Here is a 14,760-nt window from a genome sequence, read left to right as displayed (position 1 = left end):
CCTCGCGATCGATCGGGGCGCTGCTGGCAACCCTGGTCGTTGCATTCGGTCTGACCAGCTTCGCGCCACCGGTCGACCCGGTCGCACGGTCGGCCGGGTTGAGGCCGACCGATCGCAAAGCGCCGACGTGCGACCAGGCCACGGTGATGAACCGGCGGCTCGACGAGCTCGGTCGCGGCGGCTTCACCTGGACGATCGCCGAGCCGCCCGACAATCTGTGGGGCGTGGTCGACCTGCACGGCACGATGCAGGTGCGCATTTCCCCGCGGGTTCCGTGCTCGCACATGATCGACGTGATCAACCACGAGTGGGTTCATACGCGGCAATACGCCAAGTACGGCGACCGCACCATGCAAGCCTACGGCGACGTGCTGGAACCGGTCGCCGACTGCGGCTCGCGACTGCTCGGCTCGGCGTACACGCCGTACCTCGACCAGCGGGGGGACTGGCTGCACCGAGTACGAGGTGGCGTCCGCGCGGTCACTGCTCGCCGCCAACCGACCGGGTTAGCTCTGGTCAGAGCCGAACGCCTGCCCATCGCGCGAACCCAGCCGGAGTCGCGGTGGTGCGCCGCTCGGAAGCGGCGAGCGCCCGCACCGTCTCGGTGACCGATGGGTGGTGACGGGTCGCGTTCGGTGCGACTTCCCTGGCCGCGTTCAACTCTGCGAGAGTGCGCTCTCGGTCACCATGGAGCATCCATGCGCGCGCCATGTCGATGTGGTGGTGCCCGACCCGTTCCGGTCGACGCGGGTCCGTAACTTCGACGGCGGAGGCACGCCGGACGGCTTCGGTGCCGTTGTAGTTCTCGACCGGCTTCGCGCACCAGTGAACGACGATGTTCGTCGTGCTGGCGTCGACGCCGTAGTACGGGACCGCGGGCGGCTGGAACTCGTCCGCGAACGCGCGTACCTCGCCCAGATAGTCGTCGGCCTCGACCGGGTCGCCGGCACGAGCGGCGAGGATCGCTGAGCGCAGGTCCAGTTGGATTGCCACTGACCGACTGGGGCTGACCCGTTTTGACGGACAGGGTCGTTGAGGCGGTCAGGCTATCCGGTGGGTGGGTTCGTAGGTGTTGGGGCTGAGGTAGCCGAGGCTGGAGTGCAGTCGGCGGGTGTTGTACCAGCCTTCGATGTAGCCGAAGATCGCTTTGTGCGCGGCAACCCGGGTAGGCCAGCCGCGCCGGTCGAGCAATTCCGCTTTGATGGTAGCGAAAAACGATTCGGCGACGGCGTTGGGCCAGCACTGTCCCTTGCGCCCCACCGACAAACGCGCGCCGTGCTCGTCGGCGAGGGCACCGAACTGGGCAGGCGTGTATTGACAGCCGCGATCGAAGTGGAAGATCACCCCGGGTTCCGGTCGGCGCTGGGCAACGGCGTTGTTGAGCGCGTCGGCGATCAGGTCGGTGCGCAGGTGATCGGCGGTGGCCCAGCCGACAACGCGGCGGGAACCGAGGTCGATCACCGTGGCCAGATACAGCCAGCCTTCCCAGGTGCGGATGTAGGTGATATCGCCGCACCAGCGAGTGTTGATATCGCTTGTGCTGCAGGAGAAGTCCCGCTTGATCAGATCGGCCGGAGTGTGCGCGCCCGGGTCGGGGACGGTGGTGGTGCGCCACGGTTTCGGAGCTCGTCCGGCGCGGCCGGCGGCGCGCAGGAGCCGGGCGATGCGCTTGCGGGAGTGCCGCCGCCCGCGGTGGCGCAGTTCGGCGTGCAGCCGGGGCGTTCCGTAGGTGCCGTTCGACTCGTCGTGGATCGCGGCGACCACCACGCCGACGACGAATGTGGGATCAATCCCCTGTTCCTCTTCTCCGACTGGCTGCGCCGAGCGCCGGGCTTCGCTCGCATTGGTCCGCCGCGCCGTCCAATCCGGATACGACTCGCCTGCAAAGCCTGCGGCGCGACCGCCAAGCACACGGACCACCGATGCGGCGAGTGCGGCGAAAGCTTCCGTTTGGACATCTAGACAGCCCGGCACCGCGGCGGTGATCCCTCGACACGCTGCGGCACCGGGTGCGCCCCCACCGGACGGGGTGCGGGGGACGGTGGGCTATCCCGAAGACCACCGCCCCCATCCAACAGACTGCGATGACAGGAACACCGGATGGAAACGCCGGACGAGGCGCGCGCGAAACGGATCAAGCGAAACCGCCGGATGATCGAATCCTGGCGAGCCGGTGAGTCGGTCACCGAGATCGCTCGGGAGCACGGGCTGTCGCTGAGCTGGACCGGGCGATTGCTGCGGCAGGAAGGGGCCGTGCTGCCGCCCATCCGACAGGGTGTGAAGCGCACCGACCTCGACATCGAACAGAACATTCTCGACTACGAAGGCGGCGCATCCATACAGGCAGTCACCGACGCACACAGTACGTGCTATGCCACGATCCGTCGGCTCCTGAAGAAACACAAGGAGACGATTCGCCCGCACGGCGGCCAGAACGCCATCGAGCTCTCGCCCCTGCTAACCCTTCGATCCCGCACATAACCACGACCCCATGCCGCACGTCCGCATGCTTCCCTCTCGCAGGCGCGTGGCGGGGCGGTTCCGTTGTCCGGTGAAATGTGCCGGTCGAGCGACGCGCATGGCGGCGATCTAGCGTTCACGAGTCCTTGGGCGCTGCACATCAGGTCGTGCCACGCGTCGCTTCTCCTCCTCCTGAGTAGTTCTATCTAGCTGCGCCTAGATAGGCCTTCGCGTGTTCGCTGGCGAGCCCCCCGTTTGAGGGGTAGACACCGTTGATCTCCGAGCCCCGGTGCCCGTAACGTGACTCTCGGTTACGGGAAGGGGAGGCCGATGGGGTTCACGAGTGTGCCCGCTGCGTTGAGAGCGGCGGGGCGGTCCGCAGGGGAGAAAACGGCCGGTCTGCGCGGCGCGGATTGCGCCGGTCTGGTCGGGCGGGTCTCGGCTGCGGTGCGGGGCGGGAAGGCCGCGGCGGCGGCCGGGGGCTGCCAAGAAGCGTTGTCGTCGACCTTCGCGCAGTGGTGTGCACAGGCGCAGCGGTTCGGCGAGAATCTTGGTGCAGCAGCCGACCGGTACGAGAAGGGCGACCACAGCGCGGCCGGGGTGTTCCCCGTCGCTCCGACGATGCGGGGGCCGCGCTGATGGTGTCACTGGCCGATGTGCGCGCCTGGAACCCGAACGTGCTGGACGAGGTTTGCTCGGCCGTGCGGGCGAAGGTGCAGGTTCTGGTCAGCGAGGGCGGCGACTACGGCAAACTGCTCCCGGTGGACGGCTGGAGCGGTCCCGCCGCCGAGGGCGCGGCCGCCCAGCACAAGACCCACATGCAGGGCCTGGACACCTACGCCGCCGGAGTCGCCGCGATCGGCAAAGCCGTCGGGCAGGCCGCCGACGCGATCCTCGCGCTGCAGGCCGCGATCAAGAACGCCGACGAGCTGGCCCGCAAATACGGGTTCGCGATCACCGCCGACGGCGCGATCGTCTGCGTCTACGCAGGTGACCCGCCACCGGAACTGCACCCGCAGGACCGGGCACGAGCACAACAGCAACTGGCCGACGACGTCGCGCAGATCCTGCGCACCGCCGAAGACATCGACAGCGACCTCGCCGCCGTCCTGGACAAAGCAGCCGCCGGCCAGTTCGGCACCGGGAACGAGTCCACCGTCGCCGCCGCGGCCGCCGACGGATTAAACGCTCCTGGCCTCACCGCGCCCGAACCTCCGCCCAACGCGACGCCATCGCAAGCCTCGGCGTGGTGGGCCACCCTCTCCCCGGCCGAGCGGGACATCCTGATCCGCGACCGCCCCGGCCGGATCGGCGCGATAGACGGACTGCCCGCCGTCGACCGCGACCGCGCGAACCGGGCCGTGCTCGACCGCGACTACGCCGATCTGCAACGGCAGCGCGACGACATCCGCCACCGGCTCGACGGGGTGAAACGCAGCGATCCGCAGCAACAGAAGGAGTACTACGCGCTGGAAAAGCAACTCGACGAGCTCAACGGCAAGATCGCCGGAATGGACCAGATCAAACACCGGCTCGACCAGGCCCTGCCCGGTCAGCCGCCCGCCTACCTGCTTGGCATCAACCCCGCGAACTCCGGGCAGGCGATCGTCGCCATCGGCGATCCCGACCACGCCGCCAACGTCGCCACCTACGTCCCCGGCACCACTGCCGGGCTCAACGACGGCATGCACACCGACATCGAACGCTCCGACGCCATGGCAGCCAAAGCCACGCAGTTGGGTTCCCCGTCCACGTCGGTGATCACGTGGGTGGGGTACGACGCGCCGCAAAGCGTCCTCCCGGACGCGGCCAGCACGAGCTTCGCCGACAAAGCCGAACCCGCGCTGCGCGGTTTTCAGGACGGGCTCGGGGCCGCGCACCACGGGCCGGTGAACACCACCGTCATCGGACACAGCTACGGCACCACCGTCGTCGGCCAAACCGCCCGAGACCTCGGCCTGCCCGCCAACAACCTCGTCATGGTCGCCAGCCCCGGAGTCGGCGTCGACCACGCCAATCAGCTCCACCTCGACGGAACTCCTCAAAACCAAGTCGGCCAGCACATCTACTCCACCGCCTCCACTACCGACCCCATCCCCGCACTCACCAACCTCGACTTCTCCCCGCTCGACGGAATCGACCCCCTCGGACCCGCCCCCACCACCCCCTGGTTCGGCGGGCAGACCTTCGATTCTGACACCGGAAACCCCGCCACCTCCCACAGCGACTACTGGAACAAAGACTCTTCCTCACTCAAGTCGATAGGCAAGGTAATTGCCGGAAGCAAACCATGACTCGTAACTATCAAAAAAAACCTGTGCAGCCGATGAGGCTCGCAACGCTTGCCGCCGTCTTGATCGCAATGACCGCCTGCGGAGGTGCCCCCATGCAGCCAACCCTCACGTCCGAACAGGCCAAGCAGGCGGCGGCGGACGCCGTTCACGCTGCCGCGTCGATCTCCTTCCCTGTCGGGTACAAGCTGACCGAAATCGTATTTCCCGCAGAGTCCTGCACTGACTCGTCGGACAAAGAAACCGGTCAAGTCAGGGTCGGCGTCACCTACTGGGTAGACGGCCCGGACCGCGCGCAAAATAGTTCCTACTACGAAAAGCTAAAAAAGTGGTGGACGGACAACGGCTGGACAATCGAAACCGACACCTGGCAGGGCGACCAATTCGCCAACGCCCATAACGGTGACGGCTACGTCATGAGCCTGACTGGCACGGTGACGGGAACGGTCCTGGGGCGCCTGAGCATCGGAGCTAGTTCGCCGTGCGTCTGGCCCAACGGGACGCCCGAGCCCAAGTCCTGAGACCCGGATGAGCCGTCGACTGGATCAGCCAAGGTCAGCAGTCCTGCTCATTGCTGGGCTGTTCGCTGCAGTCCTGACTGCGTGCAGTGTCGAGAAATCGCCCTTCCCAGGAGACAACGTGGACCGAGACCCCGCAGAAGTCTGGGCCGCACTGATGCGCCTGCCCGACACCGACCAAGCCCGCCAGCAATACCAGCAACTCGACACCGAACTCCGCCAAGCCCTCACCGCCGCCATCCCCAAACTGACGCCCTGGACGCCGCTCGGCACGGCTCGCGAGCAGCGTGCGGCGCACGATTCCCCGGCGTCGGCAACGACGGCGAACAGGCAAGCCTGGGCGACCACGGGGTGACCGGGAACCTGCCGGACGCGGACTAGGAGAAAGCCCTCACCATCATCGGGACCATCGCCCAGCGCTACGGATTCGACCCGCGTCCCCAGCGTCTGCACGACGCGCCCGGATCACACGACGCCGTCTTCCATAACCGGACCGATGAAGGAGCGATCTCCTTCGGCACCGCGCTCAACACCAGCCTTGGCCTCGACCTTGGCTGTCGCCTCTTCTCTGCGGCCAAGCAACGTGGCACCCCGTCGGCCACGCCCTAGCCGGGCGCACCGACCCGCCATCTGCTCAGTTCCGCCCCGCCGCGCTTCCCCCTCGGTTGCGCGGCGAGGCGGTTCCATGCCCGGTTAGTCCTGGTCGAGCTTGGCGACCGGCACGACAGGGCGGCGGACGAGCACGCTGCTCACGACGGACAGGATCGTGCCGACCGCGGACACGATCACGTTGATGGTCTGGTCCGGGATCACCCACCACCCGATGGCGACGACGGCGACGAGGACCAGGCGCACGGCCTCGGCGATGCTCGCGGGCTCGGTGCCGGCGCGGCTCGGCTGATCCGGGGCGGTCACTGCGCGACCGCCGGTTTCGTGCCGAGCCGAGCGGCGGGCTTGTCCACGATCTCGTCGGCCTGCTCGGCGTTGTCCTCGCCGAGCACTGCCACGACGTCGGCGCGCAGCTGCGCGCGGAAATCGTCGAGGCCCGCGCCGACGGCCTTTGGCGACCATGGGCAGGATCGACGGCATCGGGTTGCCGTCCGGCGCCGCGATGTAGTTCGACGCGAAGAAGAGCATCCGTACACGTTGGCGAGCATGTCGTTGAGCGGCTTGGCGTTTGAGCGCGGGGCGATGCCGTCCGCGTTGTTCGGCCCGATCTCAAGCGAAAGCGGGCTAAGCCAGGAATGCAGCTCGGCCAGCTGCCGGGTTCGGGTAGCGTCCATGTCGGGAGCCTCCGTGCTGATGAGTTGAGCGTTGGCGTAGGACTGGTTCCAGCCGACGGCTCCGGCCGAGCCGGGGAGTGCGCCGTCGTCGCGGTACTGATGGATGTCTTAGTGGCCGGTGTATTGCACGCCGTTCCTTGGGGTCTCCGGTTTGAGCCCGTATCGGGCGACCCAGACGGCCGGGACTTCCGGCCAGAGATCCGGCCGGGTCGCCTGCTCCAGCGACGCGTTCATGTAGACCGCCGGCCGGACGCCGAGCTGGCGCATCTGCGAGCAGTACGCGCGGCCGTCGTCCTTGTCCGCAGCGTTCGACCAGATGTGAATCTTCGGGTCGCTCTCGATGTCGCAGCCGGGCGCGACCCCGGTCCCGCCGAGTCGCTTGCACTCCGCCCACAGCACGCGGGCTTCGGCGGCACCGTCGCTGGGCTGGGCGTAGACGTAGCCGCCGAACGGGATGCCGAGACGGCGGAACAACGCGGCGTGCGCGTCCGCAGTTCAAACCCGGCCGTCGGCTTTCTTGCTGTAGACGCGCGCCATCGGCCCTCTTGAGCCAGCCGTATTCCAAGCCGGCAGCGCGGTGACTCCGCGTTGAGCGCGTCTGCGTCACCGGCGGCGTTGCCGCTCATCAACCACGCGGGCTGGAAGTCGAGGCCGTCGACCTGCCACGACTGGCCCGCGCGCGCCTGCGCGCAGGAGACCCACTCGGGTTTGCTGGCCGAGTTCGCCGGGCGCATCCACCGTCGGTACGCACATGGCCGATCAGGGCGGCCGGGTCGAGGAGGCGGCCAGCCAGCTGGGCAACACCAAGGAGATGGTCGAGAAGCGCTACTGGCGCATGCAGGTGACGAACGAGCGGGCCGCGGCTCTGCTGGAGACGTTGCTCGACGCCGAGCCGAAGATCGGCGATTTGAGGGGTCACTAGTGTCAGTAAACCGTCAGAATTCAACTCGATACAACGATGTCCAACTGAGTCACTGCGGGACGGATTCCGTTACGCCACAACATAAATGGAGCTAACATGGCCATGATTCTGCGACAGCCGGTGTCGCAGGTTCGAATCCTGCCGGGGGCACAAAACATGGTGATCGGCATGCCCTCTGGCTCGCGACAAGCCCTTCCTTTCAGTTGGACAAGAGCGGCCGCTTCTCTGCTGTGAGGTCCATTCTCTTCGCGGTGCGCATCAATGATTGCTCACAGCTGCCGGAGCTCCTTCAGGATGTGGAGCACGAGCTTGACGGTCACCACAAAAGCGCCTGCCCCAGCGGTCAGCACGACTTCCGTTCGGGTGCCCACTGCGGCCGCCACGATTCCGGCCACCAGGCAGGCGATCACTCCAGTGAGCACTGCGACCAGGACAAGCAGAGTCCGCTGGCGGGACGACGTCGCACGAGGCTTGGTCATGGGGTAGGAGCCCTTCACTCATCGGACAGCGGCTTCGGACTGTCGCCGCTTGCGCAACCCAGTAGAGAATACTACTATCTTCTCAGCAACCAGAGAGGAATGAGAATTGAAAAAACTGGATCTTGTGGACAGCGACTACGACCGAGTCATGCTGCTCGCACGTGCGTGGCAGGTCTCAGGCGGTGAGGCGGTGCGACGTCTGCTCGACCATTTCGTCCGTGAGGTCGGAACGCCCGCCGCCGCTGGGCAGGAACCTGCTGATGACGGCGTGTCCATCTACGCCGACTACGGAGGCGAGCGCATCGAGGCGCTCTACCACAAAGCTACTAAGCGAGTCGACATTACGAGCGGCGTGCTCGCTGGGTGCTCGTACAAGAGCCCGAGCGGTGCGGCGATGGGGGTTGTCCAAGCACTCAACCCCAATGTGCACAACAACCGCAACGGATGGTCGTTCTGGTTCATCGCCGAGAACGGGGAAGCGCTGCAAACAATTCGGCCGTAGCCGGCCGCGTTCGAGTCTCTCTGCGGCGTGGCCCGCTCGTGCAGCACTGCTTGACCGGCGCGGGTTAAACGAAAAGCTGATCCAGATACCGATCGATCGCCACGCGCGCGGCGCGAGGATCGATCACGTCCAGCTCAAGCAGCGGCGTCAATCCAGTCAACGCGAGGACAAGATTCGTCTCGACGGCCGGGTCCCGATCCTCGGCGATGTGTCCGTCCGCGATGGCTTGCCGGATCATCTGTTCGACGAGCGCTCGTTTCTCGCGCAGGTCGTCGCGCAGCTTCGCGTGCAACTCGGGGTCGTGCAGTGCTTCGAGGACGTACGCGGCGCTCATCCGGCTGGTGGCGCGGGCGTCGGGGTGCAGCGGGAGCATCTCGGTGAGCGTCACCCGCAGCACCTCGCGGGGGTGCGTGACGTCGACGAGCCCCTCGGCGACCCGGTGCGACGTCTGCTCCGCGGCGAACTCCATCGCGAACGTGAGCATCGCCGTCCGCGTCGAGAAGTAGTGCTGAACCTGCCCGAGCGACGCGTCCGCCTCCCGGGCGACCTCGCGCATGGTCGCGCGGTTCCAGCCTTGCTGCGCCACCACTCGCCACAACGCGCGCGCGATCGCTTCCCGGCGCTCGCGGTGGTCGACCTTCTTCGGCACGGCAGCCCTTTCCCTCGTTCCAATACAAGTGACATAATACACTTGACTTGAAACCGGAGGGGGAACGAGAATGGACGACAAGACGCAGCCAGTGGTCCGGACGGTCGAGGGGGCCGTGGCGGGCCGCTGGCGAGCGGGGATGGCGGAGTTCCGCGGGATTCCGTACGCCCAGCCGCCGGTGGGTGATCTCCGGTTCGCCGCGCCGGTCCCGGTCTCGCCCTGGGAGGGGACGCGACAGGCGACCGAATTCGGGCCGCTGCCTCCGCAATCCGGGCCGGTCCAGGTGGAGTCGGCGCACGAAACGGACTGGCTCACCCTCAACGTCGCAACGCCCGACCCGGGTGCGGCTCTGCCCGTGCTGGTCTGGTTGCCGGGCGGCGGATACGTCATCTCGGTAAGCAGCGACCCGAGCTACGACCCGACGCTGCTGTGCGCGGCCGGGCTGGTCGTGGTGAGCGTGAATTACCGGGTCGGCGTCGAAGGGTTCGCGCTCATCGACGGCGCTCCGGCCAACCGCGGGTTCCTCGACCAGATCGCCGCTCTGGAATGGGTGCAGCGCAACATTTCCCGCTTCGGCGGCGACCCCGCGCGAGTGTGCGTCGCAGGTCAGTCCGCGGGAGCGGGATCGGTCGCGTCCTTGCTCGTGACGGCGCAAGGCCTGTTCCAACGCGCCATCGCCCATTCCGTACCCGGTGCGTTCGTCCTCCCTTCCCTCGCCAAGCAGGTCACCGCGGCGCTGGCGAACGGGGAAGACCTCCGAAACGTCGACCCGTGGCAGCTGGCCGAGAGGCTCACCGCGTTCAACGCCAGCCTGTCCGGCCAACGCGACCGCTGGGGGCCGATGGCGCAAATCGGGGCCGGAGTTTGTCCTGTGCTGGACGAGAATTCCCTGCCGCAGACGCCCTGGTCGGCTCTCTCGGACGGCGTCGACCTCCTCGTCGGCCACACCCGCGACGAGTTCCGGCTGTTCTCCGTCATGGCCGGTCGAGTCGGCACGTTCACTGCCGACGACGCGCAACGGGCGCTCGACCTCTTTGCTCCGTCGCCAGACGGCTACCGCGCCGGCTATCCGGAAGCCAGCCCGGAGGAGTTGATGGAGACCGTCTACTCGGACGCGCTTTTCCGGATGCCGAGCCAGCAGTTGGCCGAAGTCAACGCTCTGGCTGGCGGCCGGTCGTACCTGTTCGAGCTGTGTCTGTCCGCGCCCGGTCTGGGCGCGTGTCACAGCCTCGACGTGTGTCTCGCCTTCGGAACTCTGGACAGTCCGGTCGGCCGCCAGGTCTTCGGCGAGATGCCAGTTGCCACCACGCTTCAGGCGTCCGAGGAGCTTCGGCGTGCTTGGGTCAGCTTCGCAGCCACTGGCGATCCGGGGTGGGCCACCTATCGTCCCGGCCAACGGCTGACCCGCGTGCTGGACGTCGAGTCGGAGACCGTTCCCTATCCGGAAGAAGCTTCACGGAAGATTTGGGAGCAGCACACCCCGGTCCCGTTCAGCCTTCCCGCTTAGTCATGCCGACCTGCCGATACCAGTCAAGAAGATCCGGCCGATCAACGCTCCCCGGATCAACCACGCTGTCCGGCTCTTCTCCGCGCAACAGCCGCTTCACCGGAACCTCGAGCTTCTTCCCCGTGCGGGTATGCGGAATCCCCGGCGCCGCAAGGATCTCGTCGGGAACATGCCGCGCGGAAGCACCTCGGCGGATGGCCGCGAGGATTCGGTGTCGCAGCGCTTCATCGAGACGGGCCTCGTCGGTCAGCGTGACGAACAACGGCATCCAGTACCCGCCATCGTCCAGCTCAACGCCGACAACCAGCGCCTCCGCGACCTCCGGAAGTTCCTCGACCGGCCCGTAAATATCGCTGCTGCCCATGCGCACGCCGTGCCGATTCAGCGTCGCGTCCGAACGGCCGTGGATGATCACCGAACCCCGATCGGTGATGGTCGTCCAATCGCCGTGCCGCCACAGCCCCGGAAACGTGTCGAAATACGCGGCTCGGTACCGGCTGCCGTCGGGGTCGTTCCAGAACTGCACCGGCATGGACGGCATCGGCCGCCGCACGACCAGCTCACCGACCGCGCCGCGCACTGATTCCCCGTTGTGCCCCAGCGAATCGAGCGCGACCCCGAGGCAGGGGGCGGACAACTCGCCCGCCCACACCGGCGTGGTGGGCGCCGCGCTCGCGAAGGCGGTGACGACGTCCGTCCCGCCGCTGCTGGAAACGACCTGCACCCGCGGCCCGAGCTCGCCCTCGACCCAGCGGTGCAGGTCAGCCGGAAACGTCGAGCCAGTGACGCCGAGCCGTACCAGCGCGCGCAGGTCATGGTCACCGAGCCGGACCCCGGCCTTGCGGCACGACGCGAGGTAACCGGGACTGGTGCCGAGCGTGGTGACCTGCAGGCGAGCGGCCAGCTGCCACAACGCATCCGGGCGGTCGAACGTCGGGCTGCCGTCGTAGCACACCGCGGTCGCTCCGGTGAGGAGAGCGCCGACGAGTGAGTTCCACAGCATCCAGCTCGGCGTCGTGTACCAGAGGATCCGGTCGCCAGGCCGCAGGTTCTGGTGGAACGCGGAATGTTTCAGCTGCTCGAGGACTACGCCGCCGTGTCCGTGCACTATCCCTTTAGGACGGCCGGTGGTCCCGGAGGAAAAGAGAACCCACAGCGGGTGCTCGAACGGAACGGGCACGGGTGCAAAGACAGCGTCGCCATTGACGATTGACGACCAGGAGATCGCGCCGGGCACCTCGTCATCGAGCACCACTGTCGCGACCAATGTGGACAGTCCGGCGCGCAAGGCCGCCACGTCGGCGCTGCGTTCGATGATGCGGCCGCCGTGCCGGGATTGGGTCGCGGTGATCAACACGGTCGGCGATAGCTGCGCGAACCGCGCGAGCGCGGCCGATCCGACGTAGTCCAACCCGCATCCGGCCCAGATCGCCCCGAGGCTCGCGGTCGCCAGGAACGCCACGAGCGCCTCGGCCGAATTGGGCAGGTAACCCACCACCCGGTCGCCCGGCGATACTCCCCATTCAGCCAGCGCCGCCGCGACCGAGCCGACTTGCCGGCGCAGCTCACCCCAGCTCAGTTCGACCGGCACCGCGTCCTCGGCCACCGCGATCACCGCAGTGGCGTCCTCGTCGCGATCCCGGAAGACCTCGGCTGCATAGTTCAACGTGCTCCCCGGGAACCAAACGCTGCCGGGCATCGCCTCGGTCGCCAGCGCCGGTTGTCCCTCCGGACGCGCCGGCAGTCCGAAGTAGTCCCACACCGCGGACCAGAACCCGTCGAGATCGTGCACCGACCACTCCCACAACGTCCGGTATCCGCCGGTCAGGTCGCGTCCGGTGCGGGCCGACGCGTACCGGGCGAAATCGGTGATCCGCGCAGTCATTCGAGTTCCCATTCCGCGACCGTGGTCCGCACGTCCTTGGCTGCGAGGGCCTCGAACAGCGGCCGACCGCCGGTGTCGGCGAGGGTGACGAACAGCCGGTTTCCGCCATCGGTGCAGCAGGCGATGGGGAACGTGGCGCCGGTTGTGATCGTCTCGCGCACCGTGTTGTCCCGGACCAGCACGACTGCGTGTCCAGTCGTGGTCGCCACCCAGATCCCGCCCGGGGCGGGCCAGATTCCGTCCGGACGAGCGTCGGGGCCGACCAAGCGGGCGAGGTCGGCGTAGAGCCGCCGGTCGGTCAGCGTGCCGTCCGGGCCGACGGTGAAGGTCGTCAGCCGTTGCGCCGCGGTCTCGGCGACGACCAGGGTGCGCCCACCGTCGATGAAGGCGAGACCGTTCGGGAAGTCGAGGTTCTCGGCAGCGACAGTGGCTGAGCCATCGACGCCGACCCGCACCAAACGGCCCGGTCGCGGCGGTTCGCCAGGGACGAACCCGACGTCGTCGACGTACAGATTGCCCTGCTCGTCACCGACGAGATCGCCGAGCGGACCAGTCGCCACGGCGCTGAGATCCACGTAGGTGGAGAACTGCCCGTCCACCCAGACGCCGATGCGCTTCTCGTGCATCATGGCCGCGACCAACCTGCCGTCGGGCAAGAACCACAGTCCGTTCGCCGGGGAGTCCACCTTGGTGGCGCTCCAGGTCCCGCCGTGATCCGTCCACAGTCGACTGCCCTGGGTGTCCGACAGCCACAGCGCGCCCTGATGCCAGCGGGGTCCTTCGCCCCAGATCATCCCGGTGCCGTAAGGCTTCACGCGCGTACCTCCATGCGTCGCGCGAGTTCCTTCGTCGCCGTCTCCAGTTCCGCCGTGTCGGCGGCGAAGGCGAACACGTACCGGTCCGGGCGGATAATGGCCGCGGTGGCAGAATTCGCGGCCAACCATTCTTCGACCGCCGGGCCGCTATCAGCGACCACCGCGACGTCGAGGTGCCGCCACAGTTTCACGATCTCCGCCGAGACGGCCTGTTTGCCGACGACGACGAAGTTGTATCCGGTGACGTCGTCGAGCCGCGTGCCGTCAGCGGCCCGGGGCTGCGGGCTGAGTCGGCTGACCGAGGTGGTCAGGCCGGGGCCGAGCGGCGGACGGAGCGGTTCGAGAGTCTGCGGCTCCGTCAGTTCCGGATGGGTGTCGCCGATGCCGAAGGACTCGATGAGGTTGGCCTGCCGGGCGGACTCGGCGATGTAAGGGCGAACGTGCGGGGCGCGCTCGCTCTCGTAGGTGTCGAGCAGGCTGTCGGGGCTGCTGCCCTGGACGACGGCGGCGAGTTTCCAGGCGAGGTTTGCCGCGTCGCGGAGTCCGGAACACATGCCCTGCCCGAGCATCGGCGGCATTTCGTGGGCGGCGTCGCCGGCAAGGAGCAGCCTGCCGGAACGCCAGCCGCGCACGAGCCGCGCGTGCCATTCGTAAGTGTCGGCGCGCATGATGCGGTAGCTGCCCGGTTCGATCCAGCGGCTGAGCGCGTCGTACACCGCCTGCGGACGTTCGAGCGCGGCGGCGTCGTCTCCGTCGAGGAGCATGAATTCGAACCGAAGCATCGGGGGAAAGATCGGCACGTAGGTGATCGGCCGTTGTCCCTGGCACAGAATGAATCCGGATTCCTGGGGCAGCGCCGGCGGGTGCTGGAACGGATGAATGTCGACGATGAGCGAACGTTGCGTTCCCTCGAGATCTTCAACCTCGGCGTCCATCAGTCGCCGGACGAACGAATTCGCCCCGTCCGAGCCGACGGCGTAGGCCGCGGTCAGCGTCCTGACCTGGTCCCGGCCGGTCACGGTGAGGCGGACGGCGTCGGCGTCCTGGGCGATTTCTGCGACGGACCAGCCGAACCACAGGTCGACGTTCGGGTCGTTCGCGAGCAGACCGCGCAGCCGGGATTCGAAATCCGGCTGGTGGAACTGGTAGTCCGTGCGCCAGCCCTGTCCGGATTCTTCCCGGGCGTGGGCGAATTCGAGGAATGGCGTGCCGTCCGGCAGTTGCAGCGTCCATCCGGTCTGCCGCAGGAACCGCTCCTCCAGATCGGCCGCGCCCAGCGTTTGCAGAGTGCGCATCGATTCGTCGTCGAGATGAGTCGCCCGCGGATGGTGACAGACGATCCGGTTCGGATCGATCGCGGCGACCCTCAGTCCTTTCGCGCTGAGCAGCCGCGCGAGGGTCAGGCCGACCGGACCGCAGCCCACGACCGCGATGTCGTAAGTGTCCATG

20 protein-coding genes are annotated in these 14,760 nt (G+C 67.5%); 11 read left to right on the top strand and 9 right to left on the bottom strand.

All coding sequences use genetic code 11. The features are described from left to right. The first annotated feature begins 98 nt into the window (after positions 1-98). Together EIZ44_RS15620 and EIZ44_RS15615 are read left to right on the top strand one after the other, a co-directional pair. Positions 99-608: a hypothetical protein gene (locus EIZ44_RS15620; protein WP_134665210.1), complete on the top strand. Its 510-nt coding sequence runs from the start codon at positions 99-101 to the stop codon at positions 606-608. A gap of 115 nt (positions 609-723) precedes the next feature. Then, on the top strand, positions 724-969 hold the full coding sequence (locus EIZ44_RS15615; protein ID WP_167754140.1) for a hypothetical protein: 246 nt from the start codon (positions 724-726) through the stop codon (positions 967-969). 72 nt (positions 970-1,041) lie between these two features. Here EIZ44_RS15615 and EIZ44_RS15610 read toward each other — a convergent pair whose 3' ends face one another. Next, positions 1,042-1,911: an IS3 family transposase gene (locus tag EIZ44_RS15610; protein WP_081684799.1), complete on the bottom strand. Its 870-nt coding sequence runs from the start codon at positions 1,909-1,911 to the stop codon at positions 1,042-1,044. 189 nt (positions 1,912-2,100) lie between these two features. Here EIZ44_RS15610 and EIZ44_RS15605 point away from each other — a divergent pair, with 189 nt between their 5' ends. The 6 genes from EIZ44_RS15605 to EIZ44_RS45915 all read left to right on the top strand — a co-directional run bounded on the left by EIZ44_RS15605 (position 2,101) and on the right by EIZ44_RS45915 (position 5,878). Next, entirely contained in the window at positions 2,101-2,481 is a 381-nt protein-coding gene (locus EIZ44_RS15605) for a hypothetical protein (RefSeq protein ID WP_037811083.1), read from the top strand. A 309-nt stretch (positions 2,482-2,790) separates the two neighbouring features. After that, entirely contained in the window at positions 2,791-3,099 is a 309-nt protein-coding gene (locus tag EIZ44_RS15600) for a type VII secretion target (protein WP_037811085.1), read from the top strand. Continuing rightward, positions 3,099-4,754 carry an alpha/beta hydrolase gene (locus tag EIZ44_RS15595; protein WP_037811087.1) on the top strand — a complete coding sequence of 552 codons (1,656 nt, stop codon included), beginning with the start codon at positions 3,099-3,101 and terminating at the stop codon, positions 4,752-4,754. Before EIZ44_RS15600 ends, EIZ44_RS15595 begins: the two co-directional genes overlap by 1 nt. Next, complete coding sequence (locus tag EIZ44_RS15590) at positions 4,751-5,272, top strand: hypothetical protein (protein WP_200864272.1); 522 nt, start codon at positions 4,751-4,753, stop codon at positions 5,270-5,272. Before EIZ44_RS15595 ends, EIZ44_RS15590 begins: the two co-directional genes overlap by 4 nt. Before the next feature lie 118 nt (positions 5,273-5,390). After that, entirely contained in the window at positions 5,391-5,624 is a 234-nt protein-coding gene (locus EIZ44_RS45920) for an LppA family lipoprotein (protein ID WP_276323727.1), read from the top strand. A gap of 41 nt (positions 5,625-5,665) precedes the next feature. After that, positions 5,666-5,878: a hypothetical protein gene (locus EIZ44_RS45915; RefSeq protein WP_338081072.1), complete on the top strand. Its 213-nt coding sequence runs from the start codon at positions 5,666-5,668 to the stop codon at positions 5,876-5,878. A gap of 84 nt (positions 5,879-5,962) precedes the next feature. On the opposite strand, the gene EIZ44_RS15580 is transcribed toward EIZ44_RS45915, so the two are convergent. From EIZ44_RS15580 to EIZ44_RS15570, 3 genes are all read right to left on the bottom strand, one after another. Continuing rightward, positions 5,963-6,184: a hypothetical protein gene (locus EIZ44_RS15580; RefSeq protein ID WP_037811091.1), complete on the bottom strand. Its 222-nt coding sequence runs from the start codon at positions 6,182-6,184 to the stop codon at positions 5,963-5,965. Further along, positions 6,181-6,552, bottom strand: coding sequence for a hypothetical protein (locus tag EIZ44_RS15575; protein WP_134729296.1), 372 nt, complete (start codon positions 6,550-6,552; stop codon positions 6,181-6,183). The genes EIZ44_RS15580 and EIZ44_RS15575 overlap by 4 nt, the downstream gene beginning before the upstream one ends. 108 nt (positions 6,553-6,660) lie before the next feature. Next, on the bottom strand, positions 6,661-7,026 hold the full coding sequence (locus tag EIZ44_RS15570; RefSeq protein ID WP_134729294.1) for a glycoside hydrolase family 25 domain-containing protein: 366 nt from the start codon (positions 7,024-7,026) through the stop codon (positions 6,661-6,663). A 277-nt stretch (positions 7,027-7,303) separates the two neighbouring features. On the opposite strand from EIZ44_RS15570, the gene EIZ44_RS44695 reads away from it, so the two are divergent. After that, entirely contained in the window at positions 7,304-7,474 is a 171-nt protein-coding gene (locus EIZ44_RS44695; protein WP_167754139.1) for a hypothetical protein, read from the top strand. A 269-nt stretch (positions 7,475-7,743) separates the two neighbouring features. On the opposite strand, the gene EIZ44_RS15565 is transcribed toward EIZ44_RS44695, so the two are convergent. Next, entirely contained in the window at positions 7,744-7,953 is a 210-nt protein-coding gene (locus EIZ44_RS15565) for a hypothetical protein (RefSeq protein ID WP_134729292.1), read from the bottom strand. 106 nt (positions 7,954-8,059) lie between these two features. Here EIZ44_RS15565 and EIZ44_RS15560 point away from each other — a divergent pair, with 106 nt between their 5' ends. Beyond that, the gene (locus EIZ44_RS15560; RefSeq protein WP_051171969.1) at positions 8,060-8,455 is read left to right on the top strand and encodes a hypothetical protein; all 396 of its coding nucleotides are present in this window, start codon (positions 8,060-8,062) and stop codon (positions 8,453-8,455) included. Positions 8,456-8,519: 64 nt separating this feature from the next. Here the strand turns inward: EIZ44_RS15560 and EIZ44_RS15555 are convergent, their stop codons facing one another. Beyond that, positions 8,520-9,104, bottom strand: coding sequence for a TetR/AcrR family transcriptional regulator (locus EIZ44_RS15555; protein ID WP_037811096.1), 585 nt, complete (start codon positions 9,102-9,104; stop codon positions 8,520-8,522). A 70-nt stretch (positions 9,105-9,174) separates the two neighbouring features. On the opposite strand from EIZ44_RS15555, the gene EIZ44_RS15550 reads away from it, so the two are divergent. Beyond that, a complete protein-coding gene (locus tag EIZ44_RS15550; protein ID WP_134729290.1) occupies positions 9,175-10,611 on the top strand; it encodes a carboxylesterase/lipase family protein in 1,437 nt (478 codons plus the stop codon). On the opposite strand, the gene EIZ44_RS15545 is transcribed toward EIZ44_RS15550, so the two are convergent. Genes EIZ44_RS15545 through EIZ44_RS15535 form a run of 3 tightly spaced genes read right to left on the bottom strand, consistent with a single transcriptional unit; the run spans position 10,595 to position 14,759 of the window. Further along, entirely contained in the window at positions 10,595-12,496 is a 1,902-nt protein-coding gene (locus EIZ44_RS15545) for an acetoacetate--CoA ligase (RefSeq protein WP_240691313.1), read from the bottom strand. The two genes, EIZ44_RS15550 and EIZ44_RS15545, sit on opposite strands and share 17 nt — an antisense overlap. Continuing rightward, on the bottom strand, positions 12,493-13,311 hold the full coding sequence (locus EIZ44_RS15540; protein WP_167754138.1) for an SMP-30/gluconolactonase/LRE family protein: 819 nt from the start codon (positions 13,309-13,311) through the stop codon (positions 12,493-12,495). The genes EIZ44_RS15545 and EIZ44_RS15540 overlap by 4 nt, the downstream gene beginning before the upstream one ends. Beyond that, positions 13,308-14,759 carry a bifunctional 3-(3-hydroxy-phenyl)propionate/3-hydroxycinnamic acid hydroxylase gene (locus EIZ44_RS15535; protein WP_167754137.1) on the bottom strand — a complete coding sequence of 484 codons (1,452 nt, stop codon included), beginning with the start codon at positions 14,757-14,759 and terminating at the stop codon, positions 13,308-13,310. Before EIZ44_RS15535 ends, EIZ44_RS15540 begins: the two co-directional genes overlap by 4 nt. Position 14,760 lies beyond the last annotated feature (1 nt).

The organism is Amycolatopsis nivea (genome assembly GCF_004522235.1).
In the GTDB taxonomy this organism is placed as follows: domain Bacteria; phylum Actinomycetota; class Actinomycetes; order Mycobacteriales; family Pseudonocardiaceae; genus Amycolatopsis; species Amycolatopsis nivea.
The sequence above is the reverse complement of the archived record's forward strand: the minus strand, read 5'-3'. Positions and strand labels throughout refer to the sequence as shown.

Excerpts from the sequence above, each read along its gene's own strand:
- EIZ44_RS15605 (WP_037811083.1), top strand. The coding sequence starts at position 2,101 with ATGGAAACGCCGGACGAGGCGCGCGCGAAACGGATCAAGCGAAACCGC.
- EIZ44_RS15600 (WP_037811085.1), top strand. The coding sequence starts at position 2,791 with ATGGGGTTCACGAGTGTGCCCGCTGCGTTGAGAGCGGCGGGGCGGTCC.
- EIZ44_RS15595 (WP_037811087.1), top strand. The coding sequence starts at position 3,099 with ATGGTGTCACTGGCCGATGTGCGCGCCTGGAACCCGAACGTGCTGGAC.
- EIZ44_RS15590 (WP_200864272.1), top strand. The coding sequence starts at position 4,751 with ATGACTCGTAACTATCAAAAAAAACCTGTGCAGCCGATGAGGCTCGCA.
- EIZ44_RS15575 (WP_134729296.1), bottom strand. The coding sequence starts at position 6,552 with ATGGACGCTACCCGAACCCGGCAGCTGGCCGAGCTGCATTCCTGGCTT.
- EIZ44_RS44695 (WP_167754139.1), top strand. The coding sequence starts at position 7,304 with ATGGCCGATCAGGGCGGCCGGGTCGAGGAGGCGGCCAGCCAGCTGGGC.
- EIZ44_RS15565 (WP_134729292.1), bottom strand. The coding sequence starts at position 7,953 with ATGACCAAGCCTCGTGCGACGTCGTCCCGCCAGCGGACTCTGCTTGTC.
- EIZ44_RS15550 (WP_134729290.1), top strand. The coding sequence starts at position 9,175 with ATGGACGACAAGACGCAGCCAGTGGTCCGGACGGTCGAGGGGGCCGTG.
- EIZ44_RS15545 (WP_240691313.1), bottom strand. The coding sequence starts at position 12,496 with ATGACTGCGCGGATCACCGATTTCGCCCGGTACGCGTCGGCCCGCACC.
- EIZ44_RS15535 (WP_167754137.1), bottom strand. The coding sequence starts at position 14,759 with ATGGACACTTACGACATCGCGGTCGTGGGCTGCGGTCCGGTCGGCCTG.